Origin of the sequence: Aeromonas sp. s2, from assembly GCF_040907935.1 — a bacterium.
Taxonomy (GTDB): Bacteria; Pseudomonadota; Gammaproteobacteria; order Enterobacterales; family Aeromonadaceae; genus Aeromonas; species Aeromonas dhakensis.
Window position 1 is genome coordinate 176,484 of the sequence record NZ_JBFOCR010000018.1, and the last position, 26,782, is coordinate 203,265.

Genomic DNA, 26,782 nt, shown 5'->3' on the forward strand with positions numbered 1-26,782 from the left:
CTGCAAAGCGAGGGCGGGTGCTTATCTATAATGGCGCCGATTTTTCTCAATCGGAGCCGAAGGGATGCCGGTTTTTATCGATGTGGAATATTTGCAGGGGTGGAGCCTGTTCGTGGTGCTCTCGGACGGTACCACGGGGGCGCTGGATCTCGCCCCCTGGCGCACCCAGCCGCTGTTCGCGGCGCTGGATTCGGAGCGGCGCTTCGCCCGGGTCTTCATCAATCGTCACCATCAGCTGGAGTGGCCCGCCGGCTGTACCCTGTCGGCTCACGAGGTCTATCACCTGATCAAGCCCATCGACGAGCGGGAGGCCTTCAGCTAACTCCCTGTTTTTGTGAGCCATCACAAGATTCCTGTAAAGGGAATGTTTGAGCGTTTGCCTTCCTCACCCAATTTGGGTAAAACCTGCGCAACATTTTGCCAACCCTAGCCTGGTTTCGCTTCTCAGGGCTTGCCGCCACCGCGCCGCAGGCCTTTTTTGCAGCCTGACTGCAAACCTTCCAGCAGCTGAATGGTTTGGCAATTGGAATTAAAACAACAACATAAACAGAGAGATAAGGAAAGAGTATGGCTTGTCATATGCGCACCCCGCTGGCCCTGCTGGTGGGGGGGCTCGCCTGTCACGGCGCCGCCGGCCAAGAGCCGGTTCAGCAACTGGAACCCATGGTGGTGGTCGCCAGTCGCCCCGCCAGCACCCTGGAGGTGACCCTGGATCCCAAGAAACCGGGCTCCCCCATGCCGGCGGCCGATGGCGCCGGTTACCTCAAGAACGTCACCGGCATGAGCATGGTGCGCAAGGGTGGCCTGGGCGGCGATCCCGTGCTGCGGGGGATGGGCATGTCCCGCCTCAACGTGCAGATGGATGGCGGCATGCTGGCTGGTGGCTGCGGCGGCCGGATGGATCCACCCACTGCCTACGTCTTTCCCCAGTCCTTCGACCGGATCCGGGTGCTGAAGGGGCCGCAATCCCTCGAGCAGGGGGCGACGCTGGCGGGGACCGTGCTGTTCGAGCGGGACAGGCCCGAGTTCACCGCCCCCGGCGTCAAGGCCGAGGCGTCGGCGCTCTATGGCAGCTTCGGGCGCGACGACCAGATGCTGGATGCCACCGTGGGGGCGCCGCAGGGCTATCTGCGCGGCCAGTTCACCCACTCCGACAGCGATGACTATCGCGACGGCCACGGCGACAAGGTGCGCTCCTTCTATCGGCGCGAGAACGGCACCGCCCAGCTTGGCTGGACGCCCAGCGAGCACACCTGGCTCGAACTCACCGCCGAGCGCAGCAACGCCCGCGCCGCCTATGCGGATCGCACCATGGACGGCCCCATGTTTGACCGCGAATCCTTCGGCCTCAAGCTCAGGCAGGAGCAGATCACCACCCACTGGCAGCGCAGCGAGCTGACCCTGTGGGACAACGACATCGACCACATCATGGACAACTTCAGCCTGCGGCCGAACAGCGGCATGAAGATGCTCTCCAACCCGGATCGGCGCAACACCGGCGGGCGCTGGGCCAACGACATCGCCCTGCCGGCCGACTGGCTGCTGACCGCCGGGTTCGATGCCAACCGGGATCAGCACAGGGCCCGCAGCGGGGTGGATTACGCCAGCCAGCCGCGCCAGCGCACCCTGCGTTTCGAGCAGCAGGGGGGCTTTGCCGAGCTGGGCCGCCAGCAGGGGGCCCACAGCTACAAGGGGGGCTACCGGCAGGACAGGGTCGAGACCACCCGTTACGGCGCGGGGGATCAGACCCTCTACAGTGATACCCTGACCCTGGACAGCGGCTTTGGCCGCTACGAATACCAGTGGTCGCCGGCCTGGTCGAGCTACCTGGCCTGGGGTCAGGCCAAGCGTGCGCCAGACTACTGGGAGCGCAGCAAGGACAGCGTGCCCTTCACCCTCAACCCCGAGCGCAGCCGCCAGTGGGATGCGGGACTGGCCCTGCGCAGCCGCGATCTGGACCTGACCCTCTCCCTGTTCAGCGCCGACATTCAGGACTATCTGCTCTACAACAACAAGTCGAACAAGGTGCGCAACGTCGACGCCCAGACCCGCGGCGGCGAGCTGGAGGGGCGCTGGCAGTTTGCCGAGCAGTGGCGTCTCGATGGCGGCCTGGCGGTGGTCTACGGTGAAAACCGCAGCGACAACAAGCCGCTGGCCCAGATGCCGCCCCTCGATGGCAAGCTGGCGCTGGGTTGGCAGCCAGCCGAGGCGTGGAACCTGACCCTGCTGGGCCGCGCCGTGGCCGCCCAGGATCGGGTGGATGTGGGCGCCGGCACCGTGGCTGGCCAGGATCAGGGGGAGACCCCGGGCTTCTTCACCATGAACCTGAGCGCCGCCTGGCAGTTCCACCCGGGCTGGCAGCTGTCGGCCGGGGTGGACAATCTGTTCGACACCTTCTACTACGAGCACCTCTCCAAGTCGGTGCACGCCAGTCAGGCCGGGCTGGGCTACGAGCAGGTGGGGCGCATCCCGGAGCCGGGCCGTGCTTACTGGCTCTCCCTAAGCTATCGCTTCGCCTCAGCCGGCGTGCTCTGAGCGGGGATTAGCTAACCGGCTGAATCGGGTAACGTTTTCAGTCACAGACCCGTGCGGGCTGGGCCGCTATCATGGCCCCAGTGCGGCGCTTTGGGCGTCGATACCACCACAGCGGGAACATAACAATGAAACAAGGAACGTTGCGTCGTGGCGGCCTCATCGGGGCCGCCCTGTTACTGACGGCTTGCGGCAGCGGAGGCGGGAGCGGTTCCAGCGAGCCCCAGCACCCCCCGGTCACCAACCCGCCGCCGGCCACCGCCAGCCGCGCCTGCTACGGCGATGATCAGCCGGCCTGCAACCTGCGCACCTACCAGGTGATGGTGGAGTCCTTCGTCGATGGCGACGGCAGCGCCAACTACGGCGTCGGCTACGGCCCCTCCCAGCACAACGGCGATCTGCAGGGGATCATCGACAGCCTCGACCACATCAAGAGCCTCAACGTCAACGCCATCTGGCTGACCCCGGTGTTCGACTCCTGTGCGGGGCAGGGCGGAGACGACAGGCTGGATGCCACCGGTTACTTCGCCTGCGACTTCTTCAACGTGGACCCCAACTTCGGCAGCAACGCCCAGCTCAAGAAACTAGTGGACGGTGCGCATCAGCGCGGTCTCTACGTCTTCCTAGACGGGGTGTTCGGCCACGTGGGCAAGGTGGGGGTGAGCAAGCCCTCGCCCGAGGGGCGGCTGCCCGCCCTCAAGAGTGGTGGCGCCGGCTATCCCGGTCAGCTGGTGGATTACAGCCAGCCCGAGAGCCTGGCCTACTTCAAGGAGGTGGCCCGCTACTGGGTCGAGCAGTACGGCATCGACGGCTGGCGCCTCGATCAGGCCTATCAGCTCGATCTTGACGACTGGCGTGCCATTCGCAGCGAGGTGGAGCGGGCCAGCGCGGCGCGCAAGGCCGCCGGCCAGCAGTGGGGCACCCTCGGCTACCTGGTGGGCGAAGTGTGGAAAGGGGCCGACGAGATCCGCGCCCAGGCGTATGGGCCGAGCGACAACCCGGCGCTCTCCTCGGCGTTCGACTTCCCGCTGCGCTACGGCCTGGTGCAGGCGCTGGCGGTGGAGGAGTCCGGCAAGGGCGGGCAGGGGGCCAGCGTGCTCGATGCCAGCTGGAACAAGGTGGAAAACTACCCGGACCACGCCATGTCCAACCTGATGCTGGGCAACCACGATCTGGTGCGCTTCGGCGATCTGCTGGAGCGTGGCAACTTCAATCCGGCGGACTACTGGCAGCGGCACAAGGCGGCTTTCAGCTTCCTGGCGGCCCGCTCCGGCCCCATTACCCTCTACTACGGCGAGGAGTTTGGCGACGAGGTGCCTGGCTTTGCCAAGCAGGTGGGTGGCGACTGCGCCGCGCAGGGGCTCTGTGACGATCACGTGGCCCGCAGCGATGGCAAGGTGCCAGGTGCCACCGGTTTTGTGCCGAGCAGCGAGCAGAGCGAGCTGAAACAGTGGCTCAGCCAGTTGCTGGCCCTGCGTGCCGCCCACCCAGCCCTCTATCAGGGGGAGCGGGTCAAGCTGGTGGCCGAGGGCAGCGTTTATGGCGACATCAAGCAGACGGCGGCGGAGCAAGTAGTCTACCTGCTCAACGTCTCCGGCACGCCCCAGAGCTACGCGGTGCCGGCCAGCAAGTTGCGCAGTGGCAGCGCCCTGGTGGATCTGCAGAGCGGCGAGCGCCTGGCCATCGGCGGCAGCAGCGTGACGGTGGACTTGCCGCCGCTCACCGGTCGCTTCCTGCTGGTGCGCTGAGGCTGGTAAACAACAAGGGCTCCGTGATGGAGCCCTTGTTCATTGGGACGTTACTTCTCGATGCCGCTGCCGAGCTCGTCCTGATGGGGATCGGCCCGGCCGTTGCCGTGCCGCCAGCTCTCCAGCCGGTTGTGCACGCCGCGGCGCAGGCCTTTGAAGCTGGTCTCCAGGTAGTCCACCCCCACCAGGATGGAGAGGGTGACGCCGGTGAGCAGCAGCGCCTGGTGCAGCATCTGCATGCCGATGAGGGCGCCGAGGGCGGCTAGCATCCAGACGGTGGCGGCGGAGGTGACCCCCAGTACCTGGCCATCCCGGGTCATCATCACCCCGGCGCCGAGAAAGCCGATGCCGGTGATGAGCTGGCCCAGTACCCGCGCCTGATCGGCGCTCTGGGGGCTGACGGCGGCACCGATGGCGAGAAAACAGTAGGTGCCGAGGATGATGAGCGAGGAGGTGCGGATGCCGACCGGCTTGCCGCGCAACTGCCGCTCCAGCCCCACCAGGGTGCCGCACACCAGACAGACCAGGATGTTCTCCCAGCCAAGGGGCGCTATGTCCCACCAATCAGTCGTCATCATATCCACCTCTGCTCTCGATGCTTGTTATCCGGCCGCGCTCTGCCCCCGGTTCTCCAGCCGCTGGCGGAAGGCCCGGGCGAGGCGCTCGTAGAGGTCCTTTGCCTCTCTGTCCTCAATATCGCCACGTATCCAGGGATTGTCGATGATTTCCAGCAGCACGCAGTCACGCCCCTGCTGGCGCAGATCGACCCCGAACAGGCCGTTGCCGAGCTGATGAACGGCGCGGCGGGCGGTCTGCAACACCCGCTCCGGCACCTCGTTGAGCGGCAGCGCCTCGATGCGGCTCATGTCGAGGGGGTGTTTGCGGCGGCGGATGCGGTTGCCGGGCTCGGGGCGGAAGCGGCGGCAGGCAAACAGCGGCGAGCCGTCGAGAAAGCCGATGCGCCAGTCAAACTCGGCGGGGATCCGGCTCTGCACCAGCAGCAGGGCGGAGCGGCCCAACCCCTCGTCCAGCAGGCGGGCCAGCTGCTGCTCGTCGCTGGCCATGGCCAGATCGCGCCCCTGCGCCCCGTCGGGCACCTTCACCATCAGCGGCAGGCCGAGCCGCTGCACCAGTTCATCTACGTGGTGGCGGCCGCGGCGGGTCACCACCATGGTGGGGGGCATGGGCACGCCGCTGCGCACCATCAGCTCGTAGAGGTAGAGCTTGTTGCTGCAGGCGAGGATGGCGCGGGAGCTGTCGATCACCGGCATCTTGAGCTGCTCGGCGCGGCGGGCAAATTCGAAGGTGTAGTGGCCCACCGCGGTCTCGGAGCGCAGCCAGAGGGTGTCGAACTCCGGCAGCCGCTCGATGGCCGACGGCGCCAGGATCTCGGCCCGGATCCCCTGGGCCGCAGCGGCCTGGATGAAGCGATCCAGCGCCAGCGCATCGCTGCTGGCACGGCCGTCGTTGGGGTCGACCAGGATGGCGAGCTGGTAGAGCGGCGCCGCCTGCTCCTCGTCACCTGTGCCCACCAGCGCCTGGGCGTGGTGCAGCATCAGCGTCTGCTCGCTTGGGCTCAGCTCCAACGGGGAGAGGCTCTGCTGCTGGCGCACCGACCAGCCGTGGCGGCCGCGCTTGAGGGTCAGCTCCTGCAGCGGCAGCTGGCTGAGGCCGTAGTAGTAGCGGGCCAGGCCGGCCAGCTCGCTCTGTTCGCACTGGCCGAAGATGGCGCGCACCCGGATCCGATCCTCGCTCTGCTGGGCCAGCCAGCCCTGCAGCTTGCGCCACAGCTTGGCTGGCGGCTGCTGGGGTTGCAGCTGGCTGATGGCTTGCAAACCCGGCAGGCAGTGGTGGCCGCGGGCCTGGGCCAGCAGCGAGCAGTAGTAGCCGGCACCGAGGTGCTCCAGATTGCGGCAGAGGTTGATGATGCGGGGACGGCCGCCGGTGGTAGGCACCCCGTGTTGCAGGTAGGTGCGGGCGGTCAGCAGATAATCGGCATGGCAAGGCCAGTCGCCCAGCTCTTCGACGATGACGTAGGTACTCATTTTTTCGGCTCCACAGATGAAACTGCCTTAAGCGGCAGGATCCCCAGTGGGCTTCGATGCACCGACAAGCACGACAATGGCGCGAGGGGAAACAAGAGGTTACAGTGCCTAATATGCCGCCTTGGTAACTTGTGATACAAGTCGCATTTTTGGTGATGAAGATAAATAACCGAACAAGGATTCCCCGTGTTGACCGTGCGCGCGGCCCGGACCGATGATCTGGGCGCCATCGTTAAGCTGGAACGCTACTGTTTTCCCCCCGAAGTCGCCTTTGGCCGCAGCCGCTGGCACTATCTGCTGACCCAGGCCAAGGGGCGTACCTTGCTGGTGCTGGACCAGCAGGAGCAGCTGATGGGCTATCTCTGTTTGCTGGAGCACAGGGGCTGGGATCGGCTGATCATCCAGACCCTCGCCATCCGCTGGACCATCCGCCGCCAGGGCTGGGCCCGCCGCCTGCTGGAGCAGGTGATCCGGGAGGGCAAAGAGGCCGGCTGGGGGGCGATCCGGCTGGAGGTGGGCGATGCCAATGAAGAGGCGCAGGCGCTCTATCGCGGGCTGGGTTTTCGGCCAAGGCAGAAGCTGCTGGATTATTATGGCCACGGTCAGCATGCCCACCGGCTGGTGCTGAAGCTGGCCGGAGAGAAGAGAGAAGAGGAGAGGGGATGAGCTGCGACAACTGTCTCGCCACCGCCATCAGGGCCAAGCTGGGGCGCTGCCCGGTCTGCGCCGGCCAGACCTTCGCCATCGGCCTGGTAGGCTGGCTGGTCTGGTGGTGGTGTGGCGCCGACACCTCGGTCAATGCCCTCACCGGCCTGCTGTTCGCGTTGGGGGGCTCGGGCCTGTTTTTGCTCCACCTGCTGGTGTTCATCTGGCGCAAGGCGAGCGGGCGTGAATTGAGCGACGAATAGATAAGATTGATTTCAAACAGATAAATAACAATAGCGCTGTAGAAATGGAGGTTCAGATGATTGCAATGGTAACGGGCGCCTCGTCCGGTTTTGGTGAATCCATCAGCCGTCAGCTGGTGCAGGCGGGCTACAAGGTGATCGGCACCGGCCGCCGCGCCGAACGGCTGGCCGCCCTGGCCGACGAGCTGGGCGCCCAGTTCCTGCCGCTGGTGTTCGACGTGCAGGACAAGGCGGTCACCCGCGCCGCCATCGACGGGCTGCCGGCCGAGTGGCGCGAGGTGGATCTGCTGGTCAACAACGCCGGGTTGGCGCTGGGGCTGGAGCCGGCCCACAAGGCAGACCTCGAGGACTGGGAGCAGATGATCGCCACCAACATCAGCGGTCTGACCCTGCTGACCCGCCTGCTGCTGCCGGGCATGGTCGAACGCAATCGCGGCCACGTCATCAACATCGGTTCCATCGCCGGCACCTACCCCTATCCGGGCGGCAACGTCTACGGCGCCACCAAGGCGTTCGTGAAGCAGTTCAGCCTCAACCTGCGCGCCGATCTGGCGGGCACCGCCATCCGTGTCACCAACGTGGAGCCGGGTCTGTGCGGCGGCACCGAGTTCTCCAACGTGCGCTTCCACGGTGACGACGCCAAGGCGGCCACCGTCTATCAGGGCGTGCAGGCGATCCAGCCGGAAGACATCGCCAATACCGTGCTCTGGATCAGCCAGCAGCCGGCTCACGTCAACATCAACAGCATCGAGATCATGCCGGTGGCGCAGACCTTCGGCCCGCTTCATATCAGCCGTCGCTGATGGCTGCTGCGGATGAAATAAGAGAGGCTCCCCTGGGAGCCTCTCTGTTTTGGGGCCTGTTTACAGGCTCATGATCTTCTTGAACTCCTCCGGCGAATACTTCTGCTCGGTGCGCTTGGTGAGATCCGTCATCAGCTTGTAGCGCAACTCTTTGGCCATCTGATAGCTCTTCTCCAGCTGGCCATAGGAGTAGTCGGATGCCAGCCCGATGGCGGTGGCCTTGTCGCCGGCATAGGCCTGCTTGAGGCTCTGGTCGAGCAGGGTCACCTCCTGGTAGAGCTTGCTGCTCTCCTTGCTCCAGACGCCGCGCAGCAGCGGCAGGTATTTGTCCGGATCGGCGCTGGCCAGCGCGGTCAGGCTGCGGAACTGCCAGTAGGCGGAGTCATCGGAGTAGCTGTCGCTGCCGGTGCGGTAGGGCAGGGGATAGGACTCCAGCGTGTTGTAGAGCGGCACCATCACGGATTCGGCCAGCACGCCGTAGCTCTGCCAGATGAGCCCCTGCAGCTCTTTGGGCATCTCCTTGCGCAGTTGGATGACGTGGGATTCGAGCTGGCGATCGATGCGGATCGGCCGCTCTGCCTTGCCCGCCAGCGGGGTGCCCTCATAGGTGGCGCTCAGCAGCCTGGCCACGTCCGGCACGGCGATGGGGGCATCCGGCTTCATGAACAGCGGGTACTGCGCCTGCCGGGTTGGCTGCTGGTGAGAGGCCGTCAGCATCTTCTGGCCGAGCCACTCCCGATCCACGTTATACGGGTCAGCGATGACCCCGAACGCCTTGGCGAAGTTGAACTCTTTCGGGTCGGCGTTATCCAGCAGTTTGTGTTCGCGTACAAACTCCAGCAGCTTGGGCGAGTGCAGCACGTCGGCGCTGTCGAGATTGACGCCGTGGATGCGCAGGCCGTTGGCCACCATGGCGTAGCTATCGTCCGGCACCCGCACCGCGATCCAGTGGTGGCCGGAGCCGATCTCCATCAGCCAGGCCTCGTTCACATCCGCCAGATAGAGGCTGTTGCCCTCACCGGTGCCATATTGCTCCACATAGCGGCCGAGCAGCTCGACCCCCTCTTTGGCCGTCCTGGCCTGCGGCAGGATCAGGGTCGGAATGATGGCCTCGATGACCCCCTTCTCAATCAGTGGATCGGCCTTCTGGGCCTTGTCGTTGACCTCGGCACTGGTGGTGGCCGAGATGGCGACGTTGGCCTCGTTGATGCCGCGCTCCTCGTAATACTTGCCGTCCGGGTCGCTGCCGGCGGCATCCCAGTCACGGATGGCGGAGTAGGCCAAGAAGGCTTTGGGCATCGGCACTTCCAGCCCGTTGCCCAGTTTCCAGGTCTTGCCCTCGTTTTGCTGCGCGGGCCGGAAGGCCAGGTATTTATTCCAGTTGTTGACGCCAAAATCCTCGTTTCTGGCGATCATCACGCTGCCATCGGCACTGGCGCCCTTGCCGACGATAAGGCCGGTACAGGCGTCGGCACTGGTGCCAAGCAGGGTGAGCAGGGTGGCGGAGAGAAGACTCAAGGTGTGTTTTTTCATGGTTATGCCCGAAAGGTTGCGGTGGATGCGCGTCAGGGGGCGGGAGAAGCGGCCGGGAGTGACCGGACTGGGTCGGGGATCCGACGGTAGACAGGTCTGCATCTGGTTGAATTCGCAAACATATCATCCATAACGCTGCTTGCTTGCCCGATGGTGCGCCAAAATTGTATGCCTCGCTGGTTGTTTGTTTTGTGATCGGCAAGGCGTTCCTGCTGTTTATGTGGCGCGGAGTTTTTGAGGTAGTTGTATGTGTCGGAAATCGGGATAAAAGCAGCGGATGAGTCATGATTCTGACGCTGTGTCTGGGCCGTGACCGGCTGCGGGCTTGCCACGGCGGGGATCTCGTTCAGCCTGACAAGTTGGCCTGCAACTTGCTGGTTTTATTGCCAATGATGGGGCCAGGCGCCTCATACCATCGAATCAGCGACCTCGTCATGCCGGTTTGGCATGCAGACTGGAGCCCCCATGGATATCAAACCCTACAGCCAGCAGCTTGCCCAGAGCGCCTCCAACAACCGCGCCCTCGCCACCCTCAGCAGCGCCGACAGCGGTCAGGGTGGCGGCGGCTGGGAAGATCTGGTCAACCTCTCCTCCCAGCGGATAACCGGCCAGGCCCAGCAGGCGCTGACCTATGAACACCTCGCCAAGAACAGCAAGCTGCCGCCGGCGCTCGACATGAGCTCCGACAAGGGGGGCGTGCTGCAGCAGCTGGTGGACAAAGCGCTCGGCTTTGATCGCAAGCAGTTCAACGAGATAGAAGAGAAGCTCAAGGCGATTGCCGACAACAAGCAGCTGAGCGCCGAGGAGCGGGCGGAGCAGAGCAAGCCGCTCAACGAGCAGCGGGACGCCATGCTGCAAGACGCCATGGACCGCCTCACCGGCAAGAAGAGCAGCAAGGAAGAGAGCAAGAGCGCCTGAGCAGCGGAATGACTCGAACGGCAATCCATGGTCAGCGGGGGCAAGCCCTTGCCCCCGCTGACCACAGTGAATGAGCTGCCCTGCCGGCAACCCGCATCCGCGGTGCAATGTGAGGGCGTGCCCGCGTTCTTTGACCTGTGGGGGCCACAGGCGCACAATCCCTCTGCATGCATTCAACCGAGGGCTCTGCCGTGTACAACTTCCAATATGCCAACCCCACCCGCGTCTGTTTCGGTGAAGGCCAGATCGCTAAACTGCCCGAACTGATCCCGGCCGGCAGCCGCCTGCTGGTGCTCTACGGCGGCGGCAGCATCAAGCAGAACGGGGTCTATGACCAGTTGACCCAGGCGCTGGCAGGCCGGGAGTGGCTGGAGTTCCCCGGCATCGGCGCCAATCCCCAGTACGACCAGCTGATGGAGGCGGTGGATCTGGTCAAGCGCGAGCGCATCGACTTCCTGCTGGCGGTGGGTGGCGGTTCCGTGGTGGACGGCAGCAAGTTCGTGGCCGCCGCGGCCCGCTTCGAGGGGGACGATCCCTGGGAGATCCTGCTGCACAAGGCCCCCATCAAGGCGGCGCTGCCGCTCGGCTGCGTGCTGACCCTGCCGGCCACCGGTTCGGAGAGCAACCCGGCCGCCGTGGTGAGCCGGGGGGAGGCGAAGCTCTCCTTCATGAACCCGCTGGTGCAGCCGGTGTTTGCGGTGCTGGATCCCACCACCACCTACAGCCTGCCGCCGCGCCAGGTGGGCAACGGGGTGGTGGATGCCTTCGTCCACATCCTCGAGCAGTACCTCACCTTCCCGGTGGGGGGCGAGGTGCAGGACCGGTTGGCGGAAGGCCTGCTGCAGGTGCTGGTGGACAACGGCCCGCGGGCGCTGGCGGAGCCCACCAACTACCAGGTGCGCGCCAACCTGATGTGGGCGGCCAGCCTGGCCCTCAACGGCCTCATCGGTCGCGGTGTGCCTCAGGACTGGTCCACCCACGCCATCGGTCACCAGCTCACCGCCCTGCACGGACTGGATCATGCCCAGAGTCTGGCGGTGGTGCTGCCCTCCCTGCTGCGGGAGCAAGCGGCCCAGAAGCAGGAGAAGCTGGCCCAGTTCGCCGAGCGGGTGTGGCACTCCAGCCGCGAGGACAAGGCGCTGCGCATCGAGGAGGCGATCATTCGCACCGAGCAGTTCTTCCAGCAGATGGGGGTGGGTACCCGCCTCGCCGACTATGGCCTGGATGCGCGCTGCATCCCGGGGATCTGCTCCAACCTCAAGCTGTTCGGCCTGACCGCGCTCGGGGAGCAGCAGGACATAGATCCGGACAAGGTCGCCAGGATCCTCTCCCACGCGCTGTAAGTCATCCTGGCAACCATGGTGGCGCGGATCCTCTCCCACGCCCTCTGCTCACCGGCTGACCAACGGAAAAGAAAACGCCCCGATCATCGGGGCGTTTTGCATGGTGGCGCCGGGCGCTTATTCGGCGCTGCGGTCCAGCTCTCGCTCCAGCGCCGCCGCCTTCTGGCGGGCCGGATGAGCGTTGAGCCGCTGCCAGTAAGCCTGCAGGTGCGGGAACTGAGCCAGCTGGCCGCTCTGGGCCAGCAGATCCACCAGGAAGGAGTTCAGGATGTCGGCGCCGGTGAGGCGATCGGCCACCAGATAGCGGCGGCTTGCCAGCACCTCGTTGAGATAACCCAGCACCTTGGCGCACTCGGCTTTGGCGTAGTCCGGCAGGAAGCGCATCGGGCTGCCGTCCTTGCGCACGAACATGTCGAGCAGCAGCGGCAGAATGCCCGAGCTCTCGGCGAAGTGGAGCCACTGCAGGTACTCGGCATAGTCCGGGCTGTCGGCGGCAGGTGCCAGCCGGTCCGGGGCGTGGCGGGCGATCAGGTATTCGGTGATGGCACCGGATTCTGCCAGCACCCGGCCGTCGAACTCGATGACCGGCGACTTGCCGAGGGGGTGGACGGCCTTGAGCTCGGGGGGCGCCAGAAAAGTGGTGGCATCGCGCTGGTAGGCCTTGATCTCATAGGGCAGGCCCAGCTCTTCGAGCAGCCAGATGATGCGCTGGGAGCGGGATTTGTTCAGGTGGTGCAGGACTATCATGAATACCTCGACGCAGTGACAAGAAGCGGTAGTACGCAGCGGCGCGGCGACGGGTTCACCGCTGCAGCTAAAAAAGAGCGGGCTGATGCCCGCTCCCGCACCGTTTGCGTCAGGCCTCCAGCGCCTGATCCAGATCCGCCAGTATGTCCTCGATGGCCTCGATCCCCACCGACAGCCGGATCATCTCGGGTTTGACTCCGGCCTTGGCCTGCTCCTCTTCGCTGAGCTGGCGATGGGTGGTGGAGGCGGGGTGGCAGGCCAGCGACTTGGCGTCGCCGATGTTGACCAGCCGCTTGAAGATCTTGAGCGCATCGTAGAAGCGCACCCCCGCCTCGTAGCCCTCCTTCAGGCCAAACGAGAGGATGGCGGAGGGGCGGCCGGCCATGTACTTCTCCGCCAGCAGGTAGTGGGGGTGACCCGGCAGCCCGGCGTAGCTGACCCAGGCCACCTTGGGGTGATGCTTGAGGTGGTGGGCCACCTGCAGGGCGTTGTCCACGTGGCGCTCCATGCGCAGGCTCAGGGTCTCCAGCCCCTGCAGCAGCAGGAAGGCGTTCATGGGAGCCAGCGCCGCGCCGGTATTGCGCAGCGGCACGGTGCGCACCCGCCCGATGAAGGCGGCCGGGCCGAAGGCCTCGGTGTAGACCACCCCGTGATAGGAGGGCTCAGGCTGGGTTAATTGGGGGAAACGCTCGGCGTGATCCGCCCAGGGGAACTTGCCCGAGTCGACCACCACGCCCCCCAGCGAGTTGCCGTGGCCGCCGACATATTTGGTCAGGCTGTGCACCACGATGTCGGCGCCGTGCTCGATGGGCTTGCACAAGACCGGGGTGGCGACCGTGTTGTCGACGATGAGCGGCACGCCGCGGGCGTGGGCCACCTTGGCCAGGGCGGCTATGTCCACTATGTTGCCGGCCGGGTTGCCGATGCTCTCGCAGTAGACCGCCTTGGTCTTGTCGTCGATGAGGGCAGCGATGGCCTCGGCGCTGTCATCCTTGGCGAAGCGCACCTCGACCCCGAAGCTTGGCAGCATGTGGGCGAACAAGGTGTAGGTGCCGCCATAGAGCTGGGGGGTGGAGACGATGTTGTCGCCGGCGGCGGTCAGCGCCTGGATGGCATAGGTGATGGCGGCGGAACCGGCAGAGACCACCAGCGCGGCTATGCCCCCCTCCAGCGCGGCCATCCGCTGCTCCAGCACATCGTTGGTGGGGTTCATGATGCGGGTGTAGATGTTGCCAGGCACCGCCAGGTTGAACAGATCCGCCCCGTGCTGGGCGCTCTCGAATTCGTAGGCCACTGTCTGGTAGATGGGCACGGCAACGGCCTTGGTGGTGGGGTCGTTGGCAAAGCCGTGGTGCAGGGCCAGGGTCGCATCTTTCATCACACACTCCTTGTTGGATGTTGCTGGATAGCAGTCATAGATGGATAGACGTCCAATCTATCAGGCCCTTGGCCGATGTAAACCATCAGATCCGGCAAAGCAATCTCGTCGGGCGTGGGGGAGGCCGGCTCAGAGGCGGCGGCGATACTCCTTGTCGTCGATCTGGTGCATGTCCCACTGCATCAGACGGTTGAGCTGGCTCATGGGATCCTCGATCAGCGGCAGCGGGCGGGGCAGGATCCGCTTGAAGTAACGGCGCAGGATCTGCTGGATCCGGTTCGGCTTGATGGGGGTGGCGTGGCTCATGATGGGGCTCCTGTGCTGTGGTTCTCACGTTCGCCAGCAGTATTGAGCTAAAATGCGGAAGTAAAAACTGATGACTTTCAGCACAAGGATTTCCTCTTTTATGCCCACCAGCCGCCTCTACCAGCAATTCCAACGGCTCGCCCAGCAGCTCGGCTGCGACGAGCGGGAAATCAGCCTCGCCGAGGTAGCGGATCTGCTCTGCTGCACCCCGCGCAACGCCCGCCTGCTGCTGCGCCGCATGCAGGAGCAGGGCTGGCTCGGCTGGTCCGCCGAGGCCGGGCGGGGGCGGCGCTCCCGCCTCACCCTGCTGGACAACCAGGAGAGCCTGACCCGGCGCCGACTGCGGGAGCTGCTGAGCCAGGGCCAGCTGGCTCAGGCGGTGCGGCTGGCGGAAGATCGCCTCGATCTGCTCACCCCGCTGCTGATCGAACAGCTCGGCCAGGCCACCCGGGCAGGGCGCCAGATCCTGCGGGTGCCCTACTACCGGCCACTGCCCCAACTGCTGCCCACCGGCCCGCTGCGCCGCTCCGAAATCCACCTGAGCCGCCAGATCTTCAACGGCCTGACCCGGCGAAATGAGGAAAATGGGGAAATCGAGGGGGATCTCGCCCACCACTGGGAGTGCCTCGGCCCCTGTCACTGGCGCTTCTACCTGAGGCCGGCGGTGCGCTTTCACCACGGCCGCGAGCTGGTGGTGGAGGACGTGACGGAGAGCCTGCAGAGCCTGCGGGATCGTCCACTGTTCGCCCATCTGGCCCGGCTGGAGAGCCCCTGGCCGCGCACCCTGGATCTGCACCTCGACAGCCCGGATCCCCTGCTGCCCCACCTGCTGGCGGAGCCGGTGGCCGTCATCCTGCCGCGCGAGCTCAAGGGGGAGGCGGGCTTTGCCCTGCAGCCGGTGGGCACCGGCCCCTACCGGGTGACCGCCAACGACCCGCTGCAGCTATGCCTCGAGGCATTCGACGACTACTTCGGGCTGCGCGCCCTGCTCGACGAGATCGACATCTGGATGCTGCCGGAGCTGGCGGAGCGGCTGGAGAGCCACCTGCAGCTGGGGCGCGACAGCCCGGAGCTCGGCACCATGCGCGGCGAATCCGAGCTCGAATCCGGCTGCTACTTCCTGCTGCAGGACGACAGATCCGCATCCTTGCAGGATCCTGCCCTGCGCCAGTGGCTGGCCGGCCTGCTCAACCCCATCGCCCTGATGGCGCGGGTAGCCCCCGAGCTGCAGCGGGGCTGGACCAGCGCGCTGGGTCTCTTGCCCCACTGGCGCGAGGCGCAGCCGGCCCCGCTGCCGACGCCTAAGCAACTGCCACGCCAGCTGGTGCTGGCCTGCTTCAACCAGCACCTGGAGTTCAACGAGTGTGCCAACGCCATGAGCAGCCTGCTGGCCGAGCAGGGTATCGAGCTCGAGGTACGCACCCTGGATTACGGCCGCTGGGTGAGCGGGGCGGACGAGGACGTGGATCTCTGGCTTGGCACCCTCAACCTGGAGCACGAACACGCCTTCGCCCCCTACGCCTGGCTGCAGGGCACCCCGCTGCTGCGCAAGGTGTGGGGCGGCCAGCATGGCCTGTGGCAAGGGCTGACGCAGTGGCGTGCCAGCGGCGAGGAGCCGGGGCCGCGGGCGCTGCTGGCCAGCGTGCAGCAACAGGGCTGGTTCGTGCCGCTGTTTCACCACTGGCTGGAGCTGGAGAGCCGGGTCGGCGTGCACGGAGTGCGGATGACGGCGCTCGGCTGGTTCGATTTTCGCAGCGCCTGGCTGCGCCCGGAGCTGGTCGTCGGCGCCGGCGATACGACGGGGGAGCTTGAGTCCAGGGGCGGGCCGCGTTAGCCTGAGCGCGGTCCAACGACAAGGAGTCGATATCCATGCTGGAAATGCAGATCCAACCCCGTTTTCAAGAGACAGATGCCCTCGGCCACATCAACAACACGGTGCCGGCGGTCTGGTTTGAATCGGCCCGCGACCCGCTGTTTCGCATCTTCTCCCCCGAGCTGGATGTGCACAACTGGCATCTGATCATCGCGGGCTACACGGTGCAGTTCAAACGGGAGCTGTTCTACGGCCAGCAGGTATTGATCAAAACCGGGGTCCGCCGCATCGGCTCCAGCTCCTTCACGCTCTGGCAGGAAGCCTGGCAGGAGGGCGAGCTGGCGGTGACCGCCGAAACCACCCTGATCCATTTTGACTACCAGTCCCGCCAGTCCATCCCCCTGGGCGATCGCCACCGGGAGGAGCTGCGGGCCTGGCTGATAGAAAGCTAACCTTGGCCCTTAGGCCAATCACAGGACACTTATGCGCAATACCGTGATCGCCCTGAGCCTCGGCCTGGGACTGGGGCTCTGCTCCCTGCCTTCGATGGCGGCCTCCCTCGCCGAGCAGTTCTCCCTGATGGAAAAGGGGGCCGAGAGTGCCCTCGATACCCGTCTGTTCAGCCACGACGGCATAGACATCAAGGCCTGGGTGGATGGATCTCCCGTCATCATCGCCGTGCCCATCATGAACGAGCAGGGCAAGCAGGAAGGGGAGAGCCGTTACTACTTCAAGGGCGGCAAGCTGTTCGGGGTGAAGGAGCCCGCCGCCCAGTTTGCCTTTGATGACAGCGGCAAGCTGACCCGGTGGCTGGACGAGAAGGGACAGCCCGCCGAGTTCGTCAGCAAGATGAGCATGCAGCAGCGAGAAGCCTGGCTCACCAAACGGGCGGCCGAGCTGGGCCAGCTGTTTGCGCCGAGCGCCGCCGAACAGAAGGCGGCCAAGGGGGGCGTCAAGCTCAAGGGGGCGGAGCTCGCCCACTGGCTCTGCAACGGCAAGCTGATGGCGCTGGCCGGTGGCGACAAGGTGACCTTCGAGCAGGACAAGCTCAAGAGCCGTGCCGAGGGCATCGAGGGGGAAGTCTCCCTGCGCCGTGACAAGGGGTGGCAGGACCTGAGCCTCAAGTGCGAGGTACAGGGTACCCAGGTGACCCGCCTGACCTGGCAGCCGCTGCCGGGCGCCAACAAGCCGCAGTAAGCACGGCAGTATCAAAGCAAGGGGCCCAGATGTGGGCCCCTTTTTATTCTGGTTATTGTGGCGGTCACTCGCCCAGCCTGAGTCGGGTGAGGGCTTCCACCCGTCGCCACTGGCCTGGCTCGAACCAGCGCGCCAGGATCTCCGGCTGCTGTTCGGCCCGCCGCTCGGCGGGTAGAGGCTTGAGTTCGGCCAGATAGCCGGCCAGCTGCTGCTCGAATCCCTGCTGACTCTCCGCCAGCTGGTGCAGCCGGTCCGCCGCCTCCGGCCCCAGCTGCTCGCGCAGCACGGCGTCGCGCTCGGCCGCGGGCAGTCGCTCCAGACTCTGCAGGTCGCCGAGCAGGCGGCTGTTGGCCTCCGCCTCCCGAAACCACTGGGGCTGCTCCGCCAGCCAGAGCTCGAGCTCGCTCGCCAGCAGCGGCTTGTCGGCATCGCCAGCCTCCGCCAGCGCCTTGCGGCGCAGAGTCCACTGCTCCATCAGCCGATTCTCGGCAAACAGCTGCTCCTGCTCGGCCGGGGTGAAGCTCTGCTGGCGCAACTGCTCGCGCTCGTCGAACAGCACCTGCAGGCTGGCCAGGCCCGGATCGGTCGGCACCGTCAGGCTGCTTTCGGCGGCAAGAAAGGCCTCATAGCGAGCCTGCAGCGAGTGATCAGCGGGCGAGGGGGCCACCTGCCTGCCCAGGGGGGAGGCCGGCCCGGCCTCTTGCGCCATGGGGGCGGCCGAGTCGGGGCTCGGGGCGGGCCACAGCTGCCAACCCCCCAGCAGCAGGGCCGCTCCCAGCGGAGCGGCCATCAACCAGGCCTTGTTCATAGCCCCAGTCTCTGCAGGCGGTTGGCATGCTGGCGATAGAGTCCGACCGGGTCGGTCTCGAACAGGTGGCGAATGCCGAACGACTGGTTCACCTCGTCCAGATGGTTCATCCGGTAGTCGGTGCCGATCACCTTGCCGAGGTGGCTGCTGCACACTCCGACCAGGCCGTCGTTGGGCTCCTTGAAGAAGCTGCCGGTCAGCGCCAGCGCCGGATCCACCGGATCCAGGATGTTGGTCATGGTGCCGCGCCCGCTCCAGGAGAAGTAGTAGACCCCGTTGGCGGCCTGCATGGGCCCTTCGCCGCAATACTGGCTGGGCAGCCCTTCCGGATAGCGCTGGTTGAAGCGCTGGGCACCGGCGCTGGTGAGGGCGTCGAGGGCGGCGAGGGGATCCTGTGGCAGCTGGCTGCCCCCGGAGAGCAGCGAGATGACCCCGGACAGGGCCGAGGCGGCGGCCACCGCCAGCTTCTCGGCCACCGAGCCCGGTGCCACGTTGGCGCGCACCAGATCGGCGATCTCCGAGCCGTAGTTGACCCCGCCCACACTGGTGGCGGAGGCGACCAGCTCAGGAGCGACCGAGGCAACGTAGCGAATGGTGGGGCCGCCGTGGGAGTGGCCTATGAGGTTCACCTTCTCAGCCCCGGTGATGGCGAGCACCTGCTGTACCTGCTTGAGCAGCTGCTCACCGCGCAGTTCCGAGCTCTGGGTGGCGGAGACCTGGGCCACGTAGACCCTGGCGCCATCCCGGGTCAGGGCCTGGGGGATGCCGTAGAAGTAATCGACCCCGAGCAGCTTGTCGAAACCGAACAGACCGTGCACCAGCACTATGGGGTAGCGGGTCTGGGTATAACCTGCCGCCTGGCCCAGCATGGGCAGGGCGCACAACAGCACCAATAGCCATTTTTTCATCTTGTCCATCCTTGTGAAGAGAGACTGCCGCAGCGGCAGCCACCGGCATCATGCCGATACCGACCAGCATGGCGGAACGGGACGTTTGCATCTGTGCAAATGATCACCAAACAGACAGATTCAAAAAAGCCCTACCCATATGGGCAGGGCTGTTGGCTGTGCCGGCACAACTATCCCTTGTGTTCGCCCCTCATATAAGTTAAATAATAATTATTATCATTTGTGGTGTTGGAGCCTATGTCGGCAAGCTGGGTAAGAGGTTGGGTAGGGACGGGGGAGAGCGACAGCAGCATGGTGCACTGGAAGGTGCAGACCATGAGCGGCAACCGCCATTTCGATGCCGGTGAGCACGCCAAGGCGCTCTCCTGCTATCAGCAGGCGCTGTGGCTGGCCCGCCAGCAGTTTGCCGACTGGCACGATGTGGACGAGGCGGTGGCCGCGCTGGTGGTGGCCCACCACAACCTGGCGGATCTGCTGGTGGCGATGGCGCTGCCGGATCGGGCCGCCGACCTGCTGTGTCACATTCACGACTGCCTGCTCGCCACCAGCCAGTCCCCCGCCAGCTCCGGCGCCCTGCGGGATGCCGCCCTGCGCCACACCCGCAGCACCCATACCGAATTGCTCGCCTTCGTGCGCAAGCACGGCAGCCACGACGGCATCCGCCGCTGCCTCGGCCAGTGTCTGTGCCAGACCGAGCCAGCCCCGCAACTGCATTAATCACAATAAACAGAGGTGACCATGAGCCATACCCTGCCTGCCCTTGCCTATGCCTACGATGCACTGGAACCCCACATCGACGCGCTGACCATGGAGATCCACCACAGTCGCCATCACCAGACCTACATCAACAACCTCAATGCGGCGCTGGCCGATCACCCCGAACTGGCGGCGCTGCCGGTGGAGGAGCTGCTTGCCCGCTTCGACAGCCTGCCTGCCAAAGTGCAGGGGGCGGTGCGCAATCACGGCGGCGGCCACGCCAACCACAGCCTGTTCTGGCGGGTGATGAGCCCAGCAGGGGGTGGTGAGCCGGGCGGCGAGCTGGCTGCGGCGATCGAACGGGATCTGGGCGGGTTTGAGGCCTTCAAACAGGCCTTTACCCAGGCCGCCCTGAGCCGCTTTGGCAGCGGCTGGGCCTGGCTGGTGGTCGATGGCAGCGGCAAGCTGCAGGTAGTGAGCAGCGCCAACCAGGACAGCCCCCTGCAGGATGGGCTGGTGCCCATCTTGGGGCTGGATGTGTGGGAGCACGCCTACTACCTCAAGTACCAGAACAAGCGCCCCGACTACATAGCCGCGTTTTACAAGGTGATCGACTGGAACGAGGTGGCACGGCGCTACGTGGCGGCGCTGGCCTGATCGCTGGAAATACCAATCCCAATAAAAGAGACCCGCCTGATGGCGGGTCTCTGCTATTGAGGGGTCAGTGTGCTGCCGGTTGGCGTTGCCGCACTGGCGGCAGCCGGAGTTTCTAAGGGAGTGGCTTCGCTCGGCACGGCGGCGCTGGTGGCCAAGGCACCGCTGGTTGCGCCCGCCGCACTGGTGGCGGTTGCTGCACTCACCACCGCTGCCGGCTTGGCCTTCGGCTGATGAGAGGGCGGCTTGATGGGCAGGCAGGGTTGGCTAGCGCCTATGGTGCTCAACGCCTGGCAGGGAATCGGGCCGCCGATGACGATGGGCTCGCCGAGGAACTTGGGCCCCTTGTCCAGCACGTAGAGGTCGAGCAGCCCCATCAGCCGGGCGAATACCTCGCGTACCCGGGTCTTGATGCCCTGATAGGCGCTGGGATCCACGGCGTTGAAGCCGACCGCCTCGATGCCGAAATGGCGGGCGATGAAGATGGCGCGCTCGTTGTGAAAGGCCTGCGAGACCACGGTGAAGTGGGCCTGGCCGAACACCTCCTTGGCCCGCACGATGGAATCCAGAGTCCGGAAACCGGCGTAGTCGCTATAGATGGCGCTGGCCGGAATACCGGCCTGGATCAGGGCCCGCCGCATCTGGCGCGGTTCGTTGTACTGCACGGTGGCGTTGTCGCCGGAGACCAGGATGTAGTCCACCTTGCCGTTGTTGTAGAGCTCGGCGGCGGCCTTGATCCGGTATTTGAAGTAGTGGTTCGGGCTGCCGCCAATCAGGTACTTGGAGGTGCCGAGCACCAGGGCGACCCGGTTGTAGGGCACCGCGTTGACGTCGTCATAGGTGTAGTGACGGGCGTCCGAGACGGTCCACTCGCTGTAGCCAAGCAGGGCGGCGGCAGAGGCCAGCAACAGGCAGAGGCAGGCGAGCAGGATCTTGGCAAACTTCTTCATGCGCGGTGCGGTTCGGGTCTGAAGTAAGAGATGACAGGGGGTCATTCTATTACAAGTTGCCGCCGCGCGTCAGGCTTGATGACCGCAGATGGCGTCACTCGGGCAGAGGTTGTCGCATGGCGGGAATGGCTAACTGATTGATCCTGTGCTGCTTATCATCTTCCAATAAAAAGGGCGGCCATGGCCGCCCTTGGGTATTGATGCCAGCGTCTCAGTGGGAAGAGTCGTTGGCCTTGCACTCGTCGGAGTCCTTGTTGGCCTCCCACCAGGGCAGCAGTTCGCGGCCGAGCCACTGCTGGTAGGCCTCGCTGTCATTGGCAATCAGCTGGTCGAGCTCGGCTTCGAAGGCGCTCATCGCCTGCTGCTGATCCGGGTTGCGCAGGGCCTGAGCCATGGCCAGCCAGCTGGCGCCGCGACCGGTCTCGTTCAGGAAACGATGCACAGTGTAGGACCAGGAGTAGACCATCTCGCCGCCCTTGTCGTAATCCAGATGCAGGATGTCGGCCAGGGCCGGACGATCGCCTGCCGGGCGGCCGGCGACGTTGTCCAGACCACGGGCGAAGCACTGGCCGTGGGCGATGAATTCCGCCAGCCCTTCCGACCACCAGGTGGTGCGGTTGAGCGGGTAGTGGCCGAAGCTGCCGTACTGGTTGAAGCGGCCGTCAAGGTAGTGCACGTACTCGTGGTGCAGGTTCCACACCTGGAACGCAGGGCGCTTCCACTCCGCCTCATAGGCGAAGAAGCGGGCCTGGTTGCCGGGGCGAGCCGGATCTCCCTCAATGTAGATACCGCCGTTGTCGGTGGAGACGCCGCCAAACAGGGCGCTGCCGTAGCGTTTCCAGTCGGCGGAGGAGTCGAAGATCACCAGCTCCAGAGCCTCGTTGTGATCGTCTGCCACCGGCTGCCAGCCAGTTTCCATCTGTTGATGGAACTGCTGCTCTTCGGCGCCCAGTTCACGGCAGATCCCCTCGGCCTGATCCATGGTCAGATCCTGGGCCCGCAGGCGCAGGGTCGGCGAGCAGGTGTGCTCGAACGGCAGCACGTCCTCCACCCGGATCGGGGTGCAGAGCCCGGCGAAGTCACCGCTGATGCAGGCTTCGCTGGTGCGGTCCGTGTAGGTCAGGTAGTAGGTGGAGAGGGTCAGCGACATGTCTTCCAGCAGATCCTGGCTCTGCTGACCACCGGGGATCAGGTCGTGGTGGCGAACAAGGGAGATGACGGAGTCATCCAGCAGCCTGCGGTAGCCGTCGAGCTCGTCCGGGCGGGTATAGCGGGCGACCCGGTAGAGGCGGGTGTAGGCATCCAGCACGTTGTTGAGCAAGAACAGATCGGCGCCATCCCGCCCTTTCCACAACGCGAGCTCGCTCATGCCGAGGGCGTGCAGTTGCTTGCGCAGCTCGCCATCCTGCTGGCGGAAATCGTTGGCGAAGGGATCGCTGTAGTCGCTGGCGAAGTCGAGGAAGTTGAGCAGATCGAACAGGCCGGTCGCCCAGGCGTGCTGGCCGTTGATCTCGCTGGCATGGCGGGTGCTGTAGGCCAGCATCTGGTTGAACTCGCCGAGCAGGGTACCAAAGCGGCTCTGTACTGCCGGGCTCTTGAACTGGCCGTGCAGGGCGATGCTCCAGGCACCGATCACGGAGCCCACCTCATCGGTGGGTTGCTCCGGGAAGAGCAGCGGATGGGCACCGAGCGCGGTCAGCGCCTCGGCCAGCGCCTCGGCGGCGGCCGGGCCGTCTTCCTTGTGCTTGCCGTAGTTGTGGTAGTTGTGGGCACGTACGTATTCCAGCAGCAGCTTCATGGCCGGATGGGCCGGCTGATTGGCCGCCAACAGGCTCTGGATGCCGCGGGACACGGCCAGCAGCTTGGCATCGTCGTGACCATAGTTCTCCTGCCAGACAGGGGCGGGCTGGCCACTGGCATCCTGCACTATCCTGGCCGCTTCGGCGTCCAGCAGATCGGTATCGGGCAGGTCCGGCTCGGAGCAGGCGCGGCCGTCGGCACGGCGGCAGTCGAGCTGCTCCTCCTTGCTGGCCAGCATGATGGGGCGATTGAGCACCCGGCTCTCCTGCCATTCGGTTGTTTCCGGCAGGGTCTGCCATTCGCTGCCCCCCACCGGGTATTGATAGCCGGTGTCCTTCAACACCACCTGCACCTCGCTGCCGGCGGGCAGGGTCTGACGGCACACCCGATAGCTGATGGTCTTGTCCCCTTCCTGACGAGTCTGGGGTTCATCGCACTCCTGCTGGGTCTTGGCCTGTTCCAGCAACCAGGTGTACTGGCGCCAGACGTGCAGCTCGCTCACCTGACGGGCTGCCTGGCTGCCCGCAACCGGCTGCAGACGGAAGAAGATCTGCTCGAGGCGGCCATCCCGCTCGTTGGGGGTCTCCTCCAGCATCTTCAGCTGCTGCCAGTTTTGCGGCTGGTACTGCCATGCCTGCTCGGCGCAGCGCCCCTCGGCGTTGAGTTCGCAGCGATCCAGCTCCTGCTCGCTGTGACCCAGGATGACCCGCTCCGCCAGCGGCAGACGATCCTGACGCGGCGCGGTCGGGGTGCCTGCCAGGGGCTCCCAGCGGCCTTGTTTCATGCCGTAGCCAAAGTCATAGCTGCTGGCCGGGACGGCCTTGCCGGCCGGTACCACCTCTTCACAGCTGAGGTAGCGGATCTGCCAGCCCTGCTCGATCTTGAGTTGCGGCTCGCCGCACTGCTGTTCTGCCAGCGCAGCCAGGTTGGCTTCGCTCCAGTCGAAGCGACGATACACCCTCAGCTGTTGATAGGGGGCGTCGGTGCTGCGGGCGCTCAGCTCGTAGGTCACTTCGGTGAGCTGATCCCCCAGCTGACGGCTGGATTCACCTTTGAGTTGATACTGTTGCCAGTCGGAGGGGGAGTAGTTGGCCAGCGCCGAAGTGGCAAGCAGGCCCGGTGCTGCCAGCAGCAGCAACCTGGTACCCAGATTGTTCATTTTTATCCCTTTGCTTGATTGTCTGCGTGATTGACGCGTGCAATCTATTCAGCTCCAAAAGGATATCAACCCACCAATCAGGCCATATAAATCATTTATTTAGATTGAATCAAAACAAAGTGAGCCCCATTGGGGGCCTGGTTGATAGCAAGGACTCATCTGCCATCTGGGGGGGATCTCAGTCTGAGGCTGGCAACTGTGATCAAAGTCTCGTTTGAGATGTGCTGGTCATGTGGCGTCGCGACAATGCGAAGCCGGCAAACCCGCAGAAAAAGCGCTGACTTGTCTGAGCAGAAAGTTGGGGGCGTAGTGAGAAGGCAGTTGGCTGCGCTCGGTATGGACGCAGAAAAAATAGGAGGAAAAGTGATGGGGAGTCGCGGGCAGGCGTTATCAGCCGCTGCCTGAGCATGGCAGTGGGTGCTCACCCTTCACGGTGCGAGCAGATCCGCCCGAGGCAATGAACAACCTCGGGCGGGTGACGGAAATGACGGGATCAGAGGTAGCTGACGGTCACTATGGCCATGTTGCTGCTGCCAGCAGACAGCTTGTACTGCATGGTGCTGCTGATGGTATTGAGGCTGCCGGCTTGCTGCAGGCTGGCCAGATCCATGGTCTGACGCTGGGTGCCCGAGTAGCAGGTCACGCTGTTGTCGGAGAAGTCACAGGGGGCTTCGTAGATGGTACCGGTGAAGGTGACGCTGCCATCGTAGGCGGAGGCAGTAGCAGGCAACAAAGCGGCACCCAGCAGCATGGCTGCGGCGGCAGAAGAGGCAAAACGGATGGCGCTGTTGCGAACGGAAGTGGTGGAAGTGTTCATTTTTATGTCCTTTTCGTCACATGTCGTTGTACGAAAAGGGCAACGCAATCAAAGAGAATGACACAGATACAGCTGATGACATCGCTCTTCTCAGATGGCAGCTCCGCTGTCTTAGGTTATGAACCCTTAGACCGGTGGCTTTGCGTCCCGACCTTTCGATCGGTTTGCCCTTTACTCTATGTCTAGATGATAACATCGCACTTTGAGAAATCAATCACCATAAAAAAGTGTGAGGTATCGGTCACAAATAGTTTTTTATTCTCCGCGGTCCAGGATAAACGGCTGGTTTTCCTTAATGTTTTTTTGAATTAATATCCTGAAAAATTCATTCTTATCTCCCTTGCCATTATGGATAACGGGCGAGCTCAGTATTTTTTATGTCGATCACAAACATGGTTCAGCATGACCTTGGGAGTGAACAGGGGGATAATAAAAGGAAGCTTGTTGGTGTTTCCCTTCACAAGTGGAACCTGGTTAGAATGATTACCTGATTACCTGATTACCTGATTACCTGATTACCTGATTACCTGATTACCTGATTACCTGATTACCTGATTACCTGATTACCTGATTACCTGAGCTGTTTTATGTATGAGGTCAGGGGTATTCAAGAAACAAAAAACGTGATCTGGAATTATTTTGTTGTTGTGTTTTTGTTAATTGCTGTTAAGCGGTTGAAGTTGTCTGATTTAAAATAATCCAATCCGTGTTTGCTATATGAACGATATTTATTTTACGGCATTCGTAAATGTGTTGTCATGGATGTAAGTAATTGTTTTTTATGTGTTTATAAAAGAATTTATAAAAATCAAAATGTATTTGATGTGCATCATATGAGTCGTTAATTTGTTCATCAAGCAAAAGCGGAGCACGGCTTTCTACACAGACGACAAGGATGTATGTAGTTGTGCAGTTGAGGTGTAGCGGGAACTGCTCCTTATGCGGTGAGCTGCTTTTGCTTATTTAGATAAACCATAAAGGCACAGCAAGTTACTGATGCCGCCTCTCACCGGCTTAATGAGAGAACAGGCACCGGCATGCTGTGCAGTATATCGCGGCATCACTGAAGATCGTGACTCCAGCATGATTGGAGTGATGCAGTACAACACACGTTAATGTAGGTATAAACGAATGAAAGCTAACAAAATTCTGGTTGCTATGGGTGTTGGTTCCATGCTGCTGTGCGGCACCGCTTTTGCTGCCGGTGGCGCTGGTTCAGGCAAAGTCACCTTCAACGGTGAAATCATCAACGCTCCTTGCTCCGTTGCTCCTGAGTCTGTTGACCAGGTAGTTGAAATGGGTCAGATCAGCACCAAAGAGCTGGCCAACGGTGGCGAGTCCAACTCCAAGCCGTTCAGCATCAAGCTGCTGAACTGTGAAATCTCCGACACCGAAGATGCCGTCAAGGTTACCTTCAGCGGTGCCAAAGACCCGGTAGATTCCAGCCTGCTGGTTATCGGTGGTGGTGACGCCGCTGGTGCCGGTATCAAGATGACCGCTCCGGGTGGTGCCGCTATCGTACTGGGTACTCCGACTGCCGCCTTCGGCCTGGTCAACGGTGACAACGAGCTGCCCTTCAGCGCCGTGCTGAAAGGTTATGCCGATCAGACCGCCAACCCGCTGAAAGCCGGCGCTTTCACTGCAGTGACCAACTTTACTCTCTCCTACGAGTAATCGACTGCCTTAACGTGTGACCAGGGTTGTGGTGGCTGATGCCAC

The 26,782-nt window shown here is 63.8% G+C and carries 25 protein-coding genes and 1 riboswitch; of the genes, 14 read left to right on the plus strand and 11 right to left on the minus strand.

Translation table 11 applies throughout. The features are described from left to right. Positions 1-64 precede the first annotated feature (64 nt). The 3 genes from AB5Y81_RS15185 (at position 65) to AB5Y81_RS15195 (ending at position 4,280) form a co-directional block, all read left to right on the plus strand. The gene (locus AB5Y81_RS15185; RefSeq protein ID WP_010635292.1) at positions 65-322 is read left to right on the plus strand and encodes a DUF2442 domain-containing protein; all 258 of its coding nucleotides are present in this window, start codon (positions 65-67) and stop codon (positions 320-322) included. A gap of 245 nt (positions 323-567) precedes the next feature. Then, on the plus strand, positions 568-2,535 hold the full coding sequence (locus AB5Y81_RS15190) for a TonB-dependent copper receptor (protein ID WP_368146721.1): 1,968 nt from the start codon (positions 568-570) through the stop codon (positions 2,533-2,535). Between the two features lie 125 nt (positions 2,536-2,660). Further along, positions 2,661-4,280, plus strand: a complete 1,620-nt coding sequence (locus AB5Y81_RS15195; RefSeq protein WP_368146723.1) for an alpha-amylase family glycosyl hydrolase — start codon at positions 2,661-2,663, stop codon at positions 4,278-4,280. Between the two features lie 50 nt (positions 4,281-4,330). Here AB5Y81_RS15195 and AB5Y81_RS15200 read toward each other — a convergent pair whose 3' ends face one another. Both AB5Y81_RS15200 and AB5Y81_RS15205 read right to left on the minus strand, forming a co-directional pair. Continuing rightward, positions 4,331-4,858 carry an MgtC/SapB family protein gene (locus AB5Y81_RS15200; RefSeq protein WP_010635289.1) on the minus strand — a complete coding sequence of 176 codons (528 nt, stop codon included), beginning with the start codon at positions 4,856-4,858 and terminating at the stop codon, positions 4,331-4,333. A gap of 24 nt (positions 4,859-4,882) precedes the next feature. Beyond that, on the minus strand, positions 4,883-6,325 hold the full coding sequence (locus AB5Y81_RS15205; protein WP_267996394.1) for a RimK family protein: 1,443 nt from the start codon (positions 6,323-6,325) through the stop codon (positions 4,883-4,885). Between the two features lie 186 nt (positions 6,326-6,511). Between AB5Y81_RS15205 and AB5Y81_RS15210 the strand changes: the two genes are divergently transcribed. The 3 genes from AB5Y81_RS15210 to AB5Y81_RS15220 are packed head-to-tail and all read left to right on the plus strand — an operon-like array spanning position 6,512 to position 8,036. Then, complete coding sequence (locus AB5Y81_RS15210; RefSeq protein WP_279484946.1) at positions 6,512-6,991, plus strand: N-acetyltransferase; 480 nt, start codon at positions 6,512-6,514, stop codon at positions 6,989-6,991. Further along, positions 6,988-7,233, plus strand: a complete 246-nt coding sequence (locus AB5Y81_RS15215) for a DUF3624 domain-containing protein (RefSeq protein WP_005308310.1) — start codon at positions 6,988-6,990, stop codon at positions 7,231-7,233. Before AB5Y81_RS15210 ends, AB5Y81_RS15215 begins: the two co-directional genes overlap by 4 nt. A 56-nt stretch (positions 7,234-7,289) precedes the next feature. Continuing rightward, entirely contained in the window at positions 7,290-8,036 is a 747-nt protein-coding gene (locus AB5Y81_RS15220) for an SDR family oxidoreductase (RefSeq protein WP_279484945.1), read from the plus strand. Between the two features lie 60 nt (positions 8,037-8,096). On the opposite strand, the gene AB5Y81_RS15225 is transcribed toward AB5Y81_RS15220, so the two are convergent. Then, a complete protein-coding gene (locus AB5Y81_RS15225) occupies positions 8,097-9,569 on the minus strand; it encodes a C69 family dipeptidase (RefSeq protein WP_279484943.1) in 1,473 nt (490 codons plus the stop codon). Positions 9,570-10,034: 465 nt separating this feature from the next. Here AB5Y81_RS15225 and AB5Y81_RS15230 point away from each other — a divergent pair, with 465 nt between their 5' ends. Both AB5Y81_RS15230 and AB5Y81_RS15235 read left to right on the plus strand, forming a co-directional pair. Then, a complete protein-coding gene (locus AB5Y81_RS15230) occupies positions 10,035-10,487 on the plus strand; it encodes a hypothetical protein (protein WP_005308316.1) in 453 nt (150 codons plus the stop codon). A gap of 167 nt (positions 10,488-10,654) precedes the next feature. Beyond that, positions 10,655-11,830, plus strand: a complete 1,176-nt coding sequence (locus AB5Y81_RS15235) for an iron-containing alcohol dehydrogenase (protein ID WP_082038613.1) — start codon at positions 10,655-10,657, stop codon at positions 11,828-11,830. 117 nt (positions 11,831-11,947) lie between these two features. On the opposite strand, the gene AB5Y81_RS15240 is transcribed toward AB5Y81_RS15235, so the two are convergent. The 3 genes from AB5Y81_RS15240 to AB5Y81_RS15250 form a co-directional block, all read right to left on the minus strand. Next, on the minus strand, positions 11,948-12,577 hold the full coding sequence (locus tag AB5Y81_RS15240; protein ID WP_279484942.1) for a glutathione S-transferase family protein: 630 nt from the start codon (positions 12,575-12,577) through the stop codon (positions 11,948-11,950). Positions 12,578-12,686: 109 nt separating this feature from the next. Further along, positions 12,687-13,955 (minus strand): O-acetylhomoserine aminocarboxypropyltransferase/cysteine synthase family protein, encoded by a 1,269-nt coding sequence (locus AB5Y81_RS15245; RefSeq protein ID WP_010635281.1) that lies wholly within the window; start codon positions 13,953-13,955, stop codon positions 12,687-12,689. A 129-nt stretch (positions 13,956-14,084) separates the two neighbouring features. Then, positions 14,085-14,261, minus strand: coding sequence for a hypothetical protein (locus AB5Y81_RS15250; protein WP_005308325.1), 177 nt, complete (start codon positions 14,259-14,261; stop codon positions 14,085-14,087). A 100-nt stretch (positions 14,262-14,361) separates the two neighbouring features. Here AB5Y81_RS15250 and sgrR point away from each other — a divergent pair, with 100 nt between their 5' ends. From sgrR to AB5Y81_RS15265, 3 genes are read left to right on the plus strand one after another with little or no spacing between them, the layout of a single operon-like run. Further along, positions 14,362-16,095, plus strand: coding sequence for an HTH-type transcriptional regulator SgrR (sgrR, locus tag AB5Y81_RS15255; protein ID WP_279484941.1), 1,734 nt, complete (start codon positions 14,362-14,364; stop codon positions 16,093-16,095). Positions 16,096-16,130: 35 nt separating this feature from the next. Further along, the gene (locus tag AB5Y81_RS15260; RefSeq protein WP_005308329.1) at positions 16,131-16,526 is read left to right on the plus strand and encodes a thioesterase family protein; all 396 of its coding nucleotides are present in this window, start codon (positions 16,131-16,133) and stop codon (positions 16,524-16,526) included. Positions 16,527-16,557: 31 nt separating this feature from the next. Then, positions 16,558-17,271 (plus strand): hypothetical protein, encoded by a 714-nt coding sequence (locus AB5Y81_RS15265; RefSeq protein WP_279484940.1) that lies wholly within the window; start codon positions 16,558-16,560, stop codon positions 17,269-17,271. A 64-nt stretch (positions 17,272-17,335) separates the two neighbouring features. Here the strand turns inward: AB5Y81_RS15265 and AB5Y81_RS15270 are convergent, their stop codons facing one another. Both AB5Y81_RS15270 and AB5Y81_RS15275 read right to left on the minus strand, forming a co-directional pair. Beyond that, entirely contained in the window at positions 17,336-18,079 is a 744-nt protein-coding gene (locus AB5Y81_RS15270; protein ID WP_279484939.1) for a lipase secretion chaperone, read from the minus strand. Then, positions 18,076-18,987 carry a triacylglycerol lipase gene (locus tag AB5Y81_RS15275; RefSeq protein ID WP_005308335.1) on the minus strand — a complete coding sequence of 304 codons (912 nt, stop codon included), beginning with the start codon at positions 18,985-18,987 and terminating at the stop codon, positions 18,076-18,078. The genes AB5Y81_RS15270 and AB5Y81_RS15275 overlap by 4 nt, the downstream gene beginning before the upstream one ends. 291 nt (positions 18,988-19,278) lie before the next feature. On the opposite strand from AB5Y81_RS15275, the gene AB5Y81_RS15280 reads away from it, so the two are divergent. Continuing rightward, the gene (locus AB5Y81_RS15280; protein WP_010635274.1) at positions 19,279-19,704 is read left to right on the plus strand and encodes a hypothetical protein; all 426 of its coding nucleotides are present in this window, start codon (positions 19,279-19,281) and stop codon (positions 19,702-19,704) included. Between the two features lie 21 nt (positions 19,705-19,725). Then, positions 19,726-20,340: a superoxide dismutase gene (locus tag AB5Y81_RS15285; RefSeq protein WP_279484938.1), complete on the plus strand. Its 615-nt coding sequence runs from the start codon at positions 19,726-19,728 to the stop codon at positions 20,338-20,340. 53 nt (positions 20,341-20,393) lie between these two features. Here AB5Y81_RS15285 and AB5Y81_RS15290 read toward each other — a convergent pair whose 3' ends face one another. The 3 genes from AB5Y81_RS15290 to AB5Y81_RS15300 form a co-directional block, all read right to left on the minus strand. Continuing rightward, a complete protein-coding gene (locus tag AB5Y81_RS15290; RefSeq protein WP_279484937.1) occupies positions 20,394-21,332 on the minus strand; it encodes a vancomycin high temperature exclusion protein in 939 nt (312 codons plus the stop codon). A 166-nt stretch (positions 21,333-21,498) separates the two neighbouring features. Then, positions 21,499-24,246: a collagenase gene (locus AB5Y81_RS15295; protein WP_279484936.1), complete on the minus strand. Its 2,748-nt coding sequence runs from the start codon at positions 24,244-24,246 to the stop codon at positions 21,499-21,501. A 493-nt stretch (positions 24,247-24,739) separates the two neighbouring features. Continuing rightward, complete coding sequence (locus AB5Y81_RS15300; RefSeq protein WP_279484935.1) at positions 24,740-25,063, minus strand: fimbrial protein; 324 nt, start codon at positions 25,061-25,063, stop codon at positions 24,740-24,742. Positions 25,064-25,156: 93 nt separating this feature from the next. Beyond that, positions 25,157-25,242: riboswitch (cyclic di-GMP riboswitch) on the minus strand. 952 nt (positions 25,243-26,194) lie between these two features. On the opposite strand from AB5Y81_RS15300, the gene AB5Y81_RS15305 reads away from it, so the two are divergent. Beyond that, positions 26,195-26,737 (plus strand): fimbrial protein, encoded by a 543-nt coding sequence (locus tag AB5Y81_RS15305; protein WP_017787419.1) that lies wholly within the window; start codon positions 26,195-26,197, stop codon positions 26,735-26,737. Positions 26,738-26,782 lie beyond the last annotated feature (45 nt).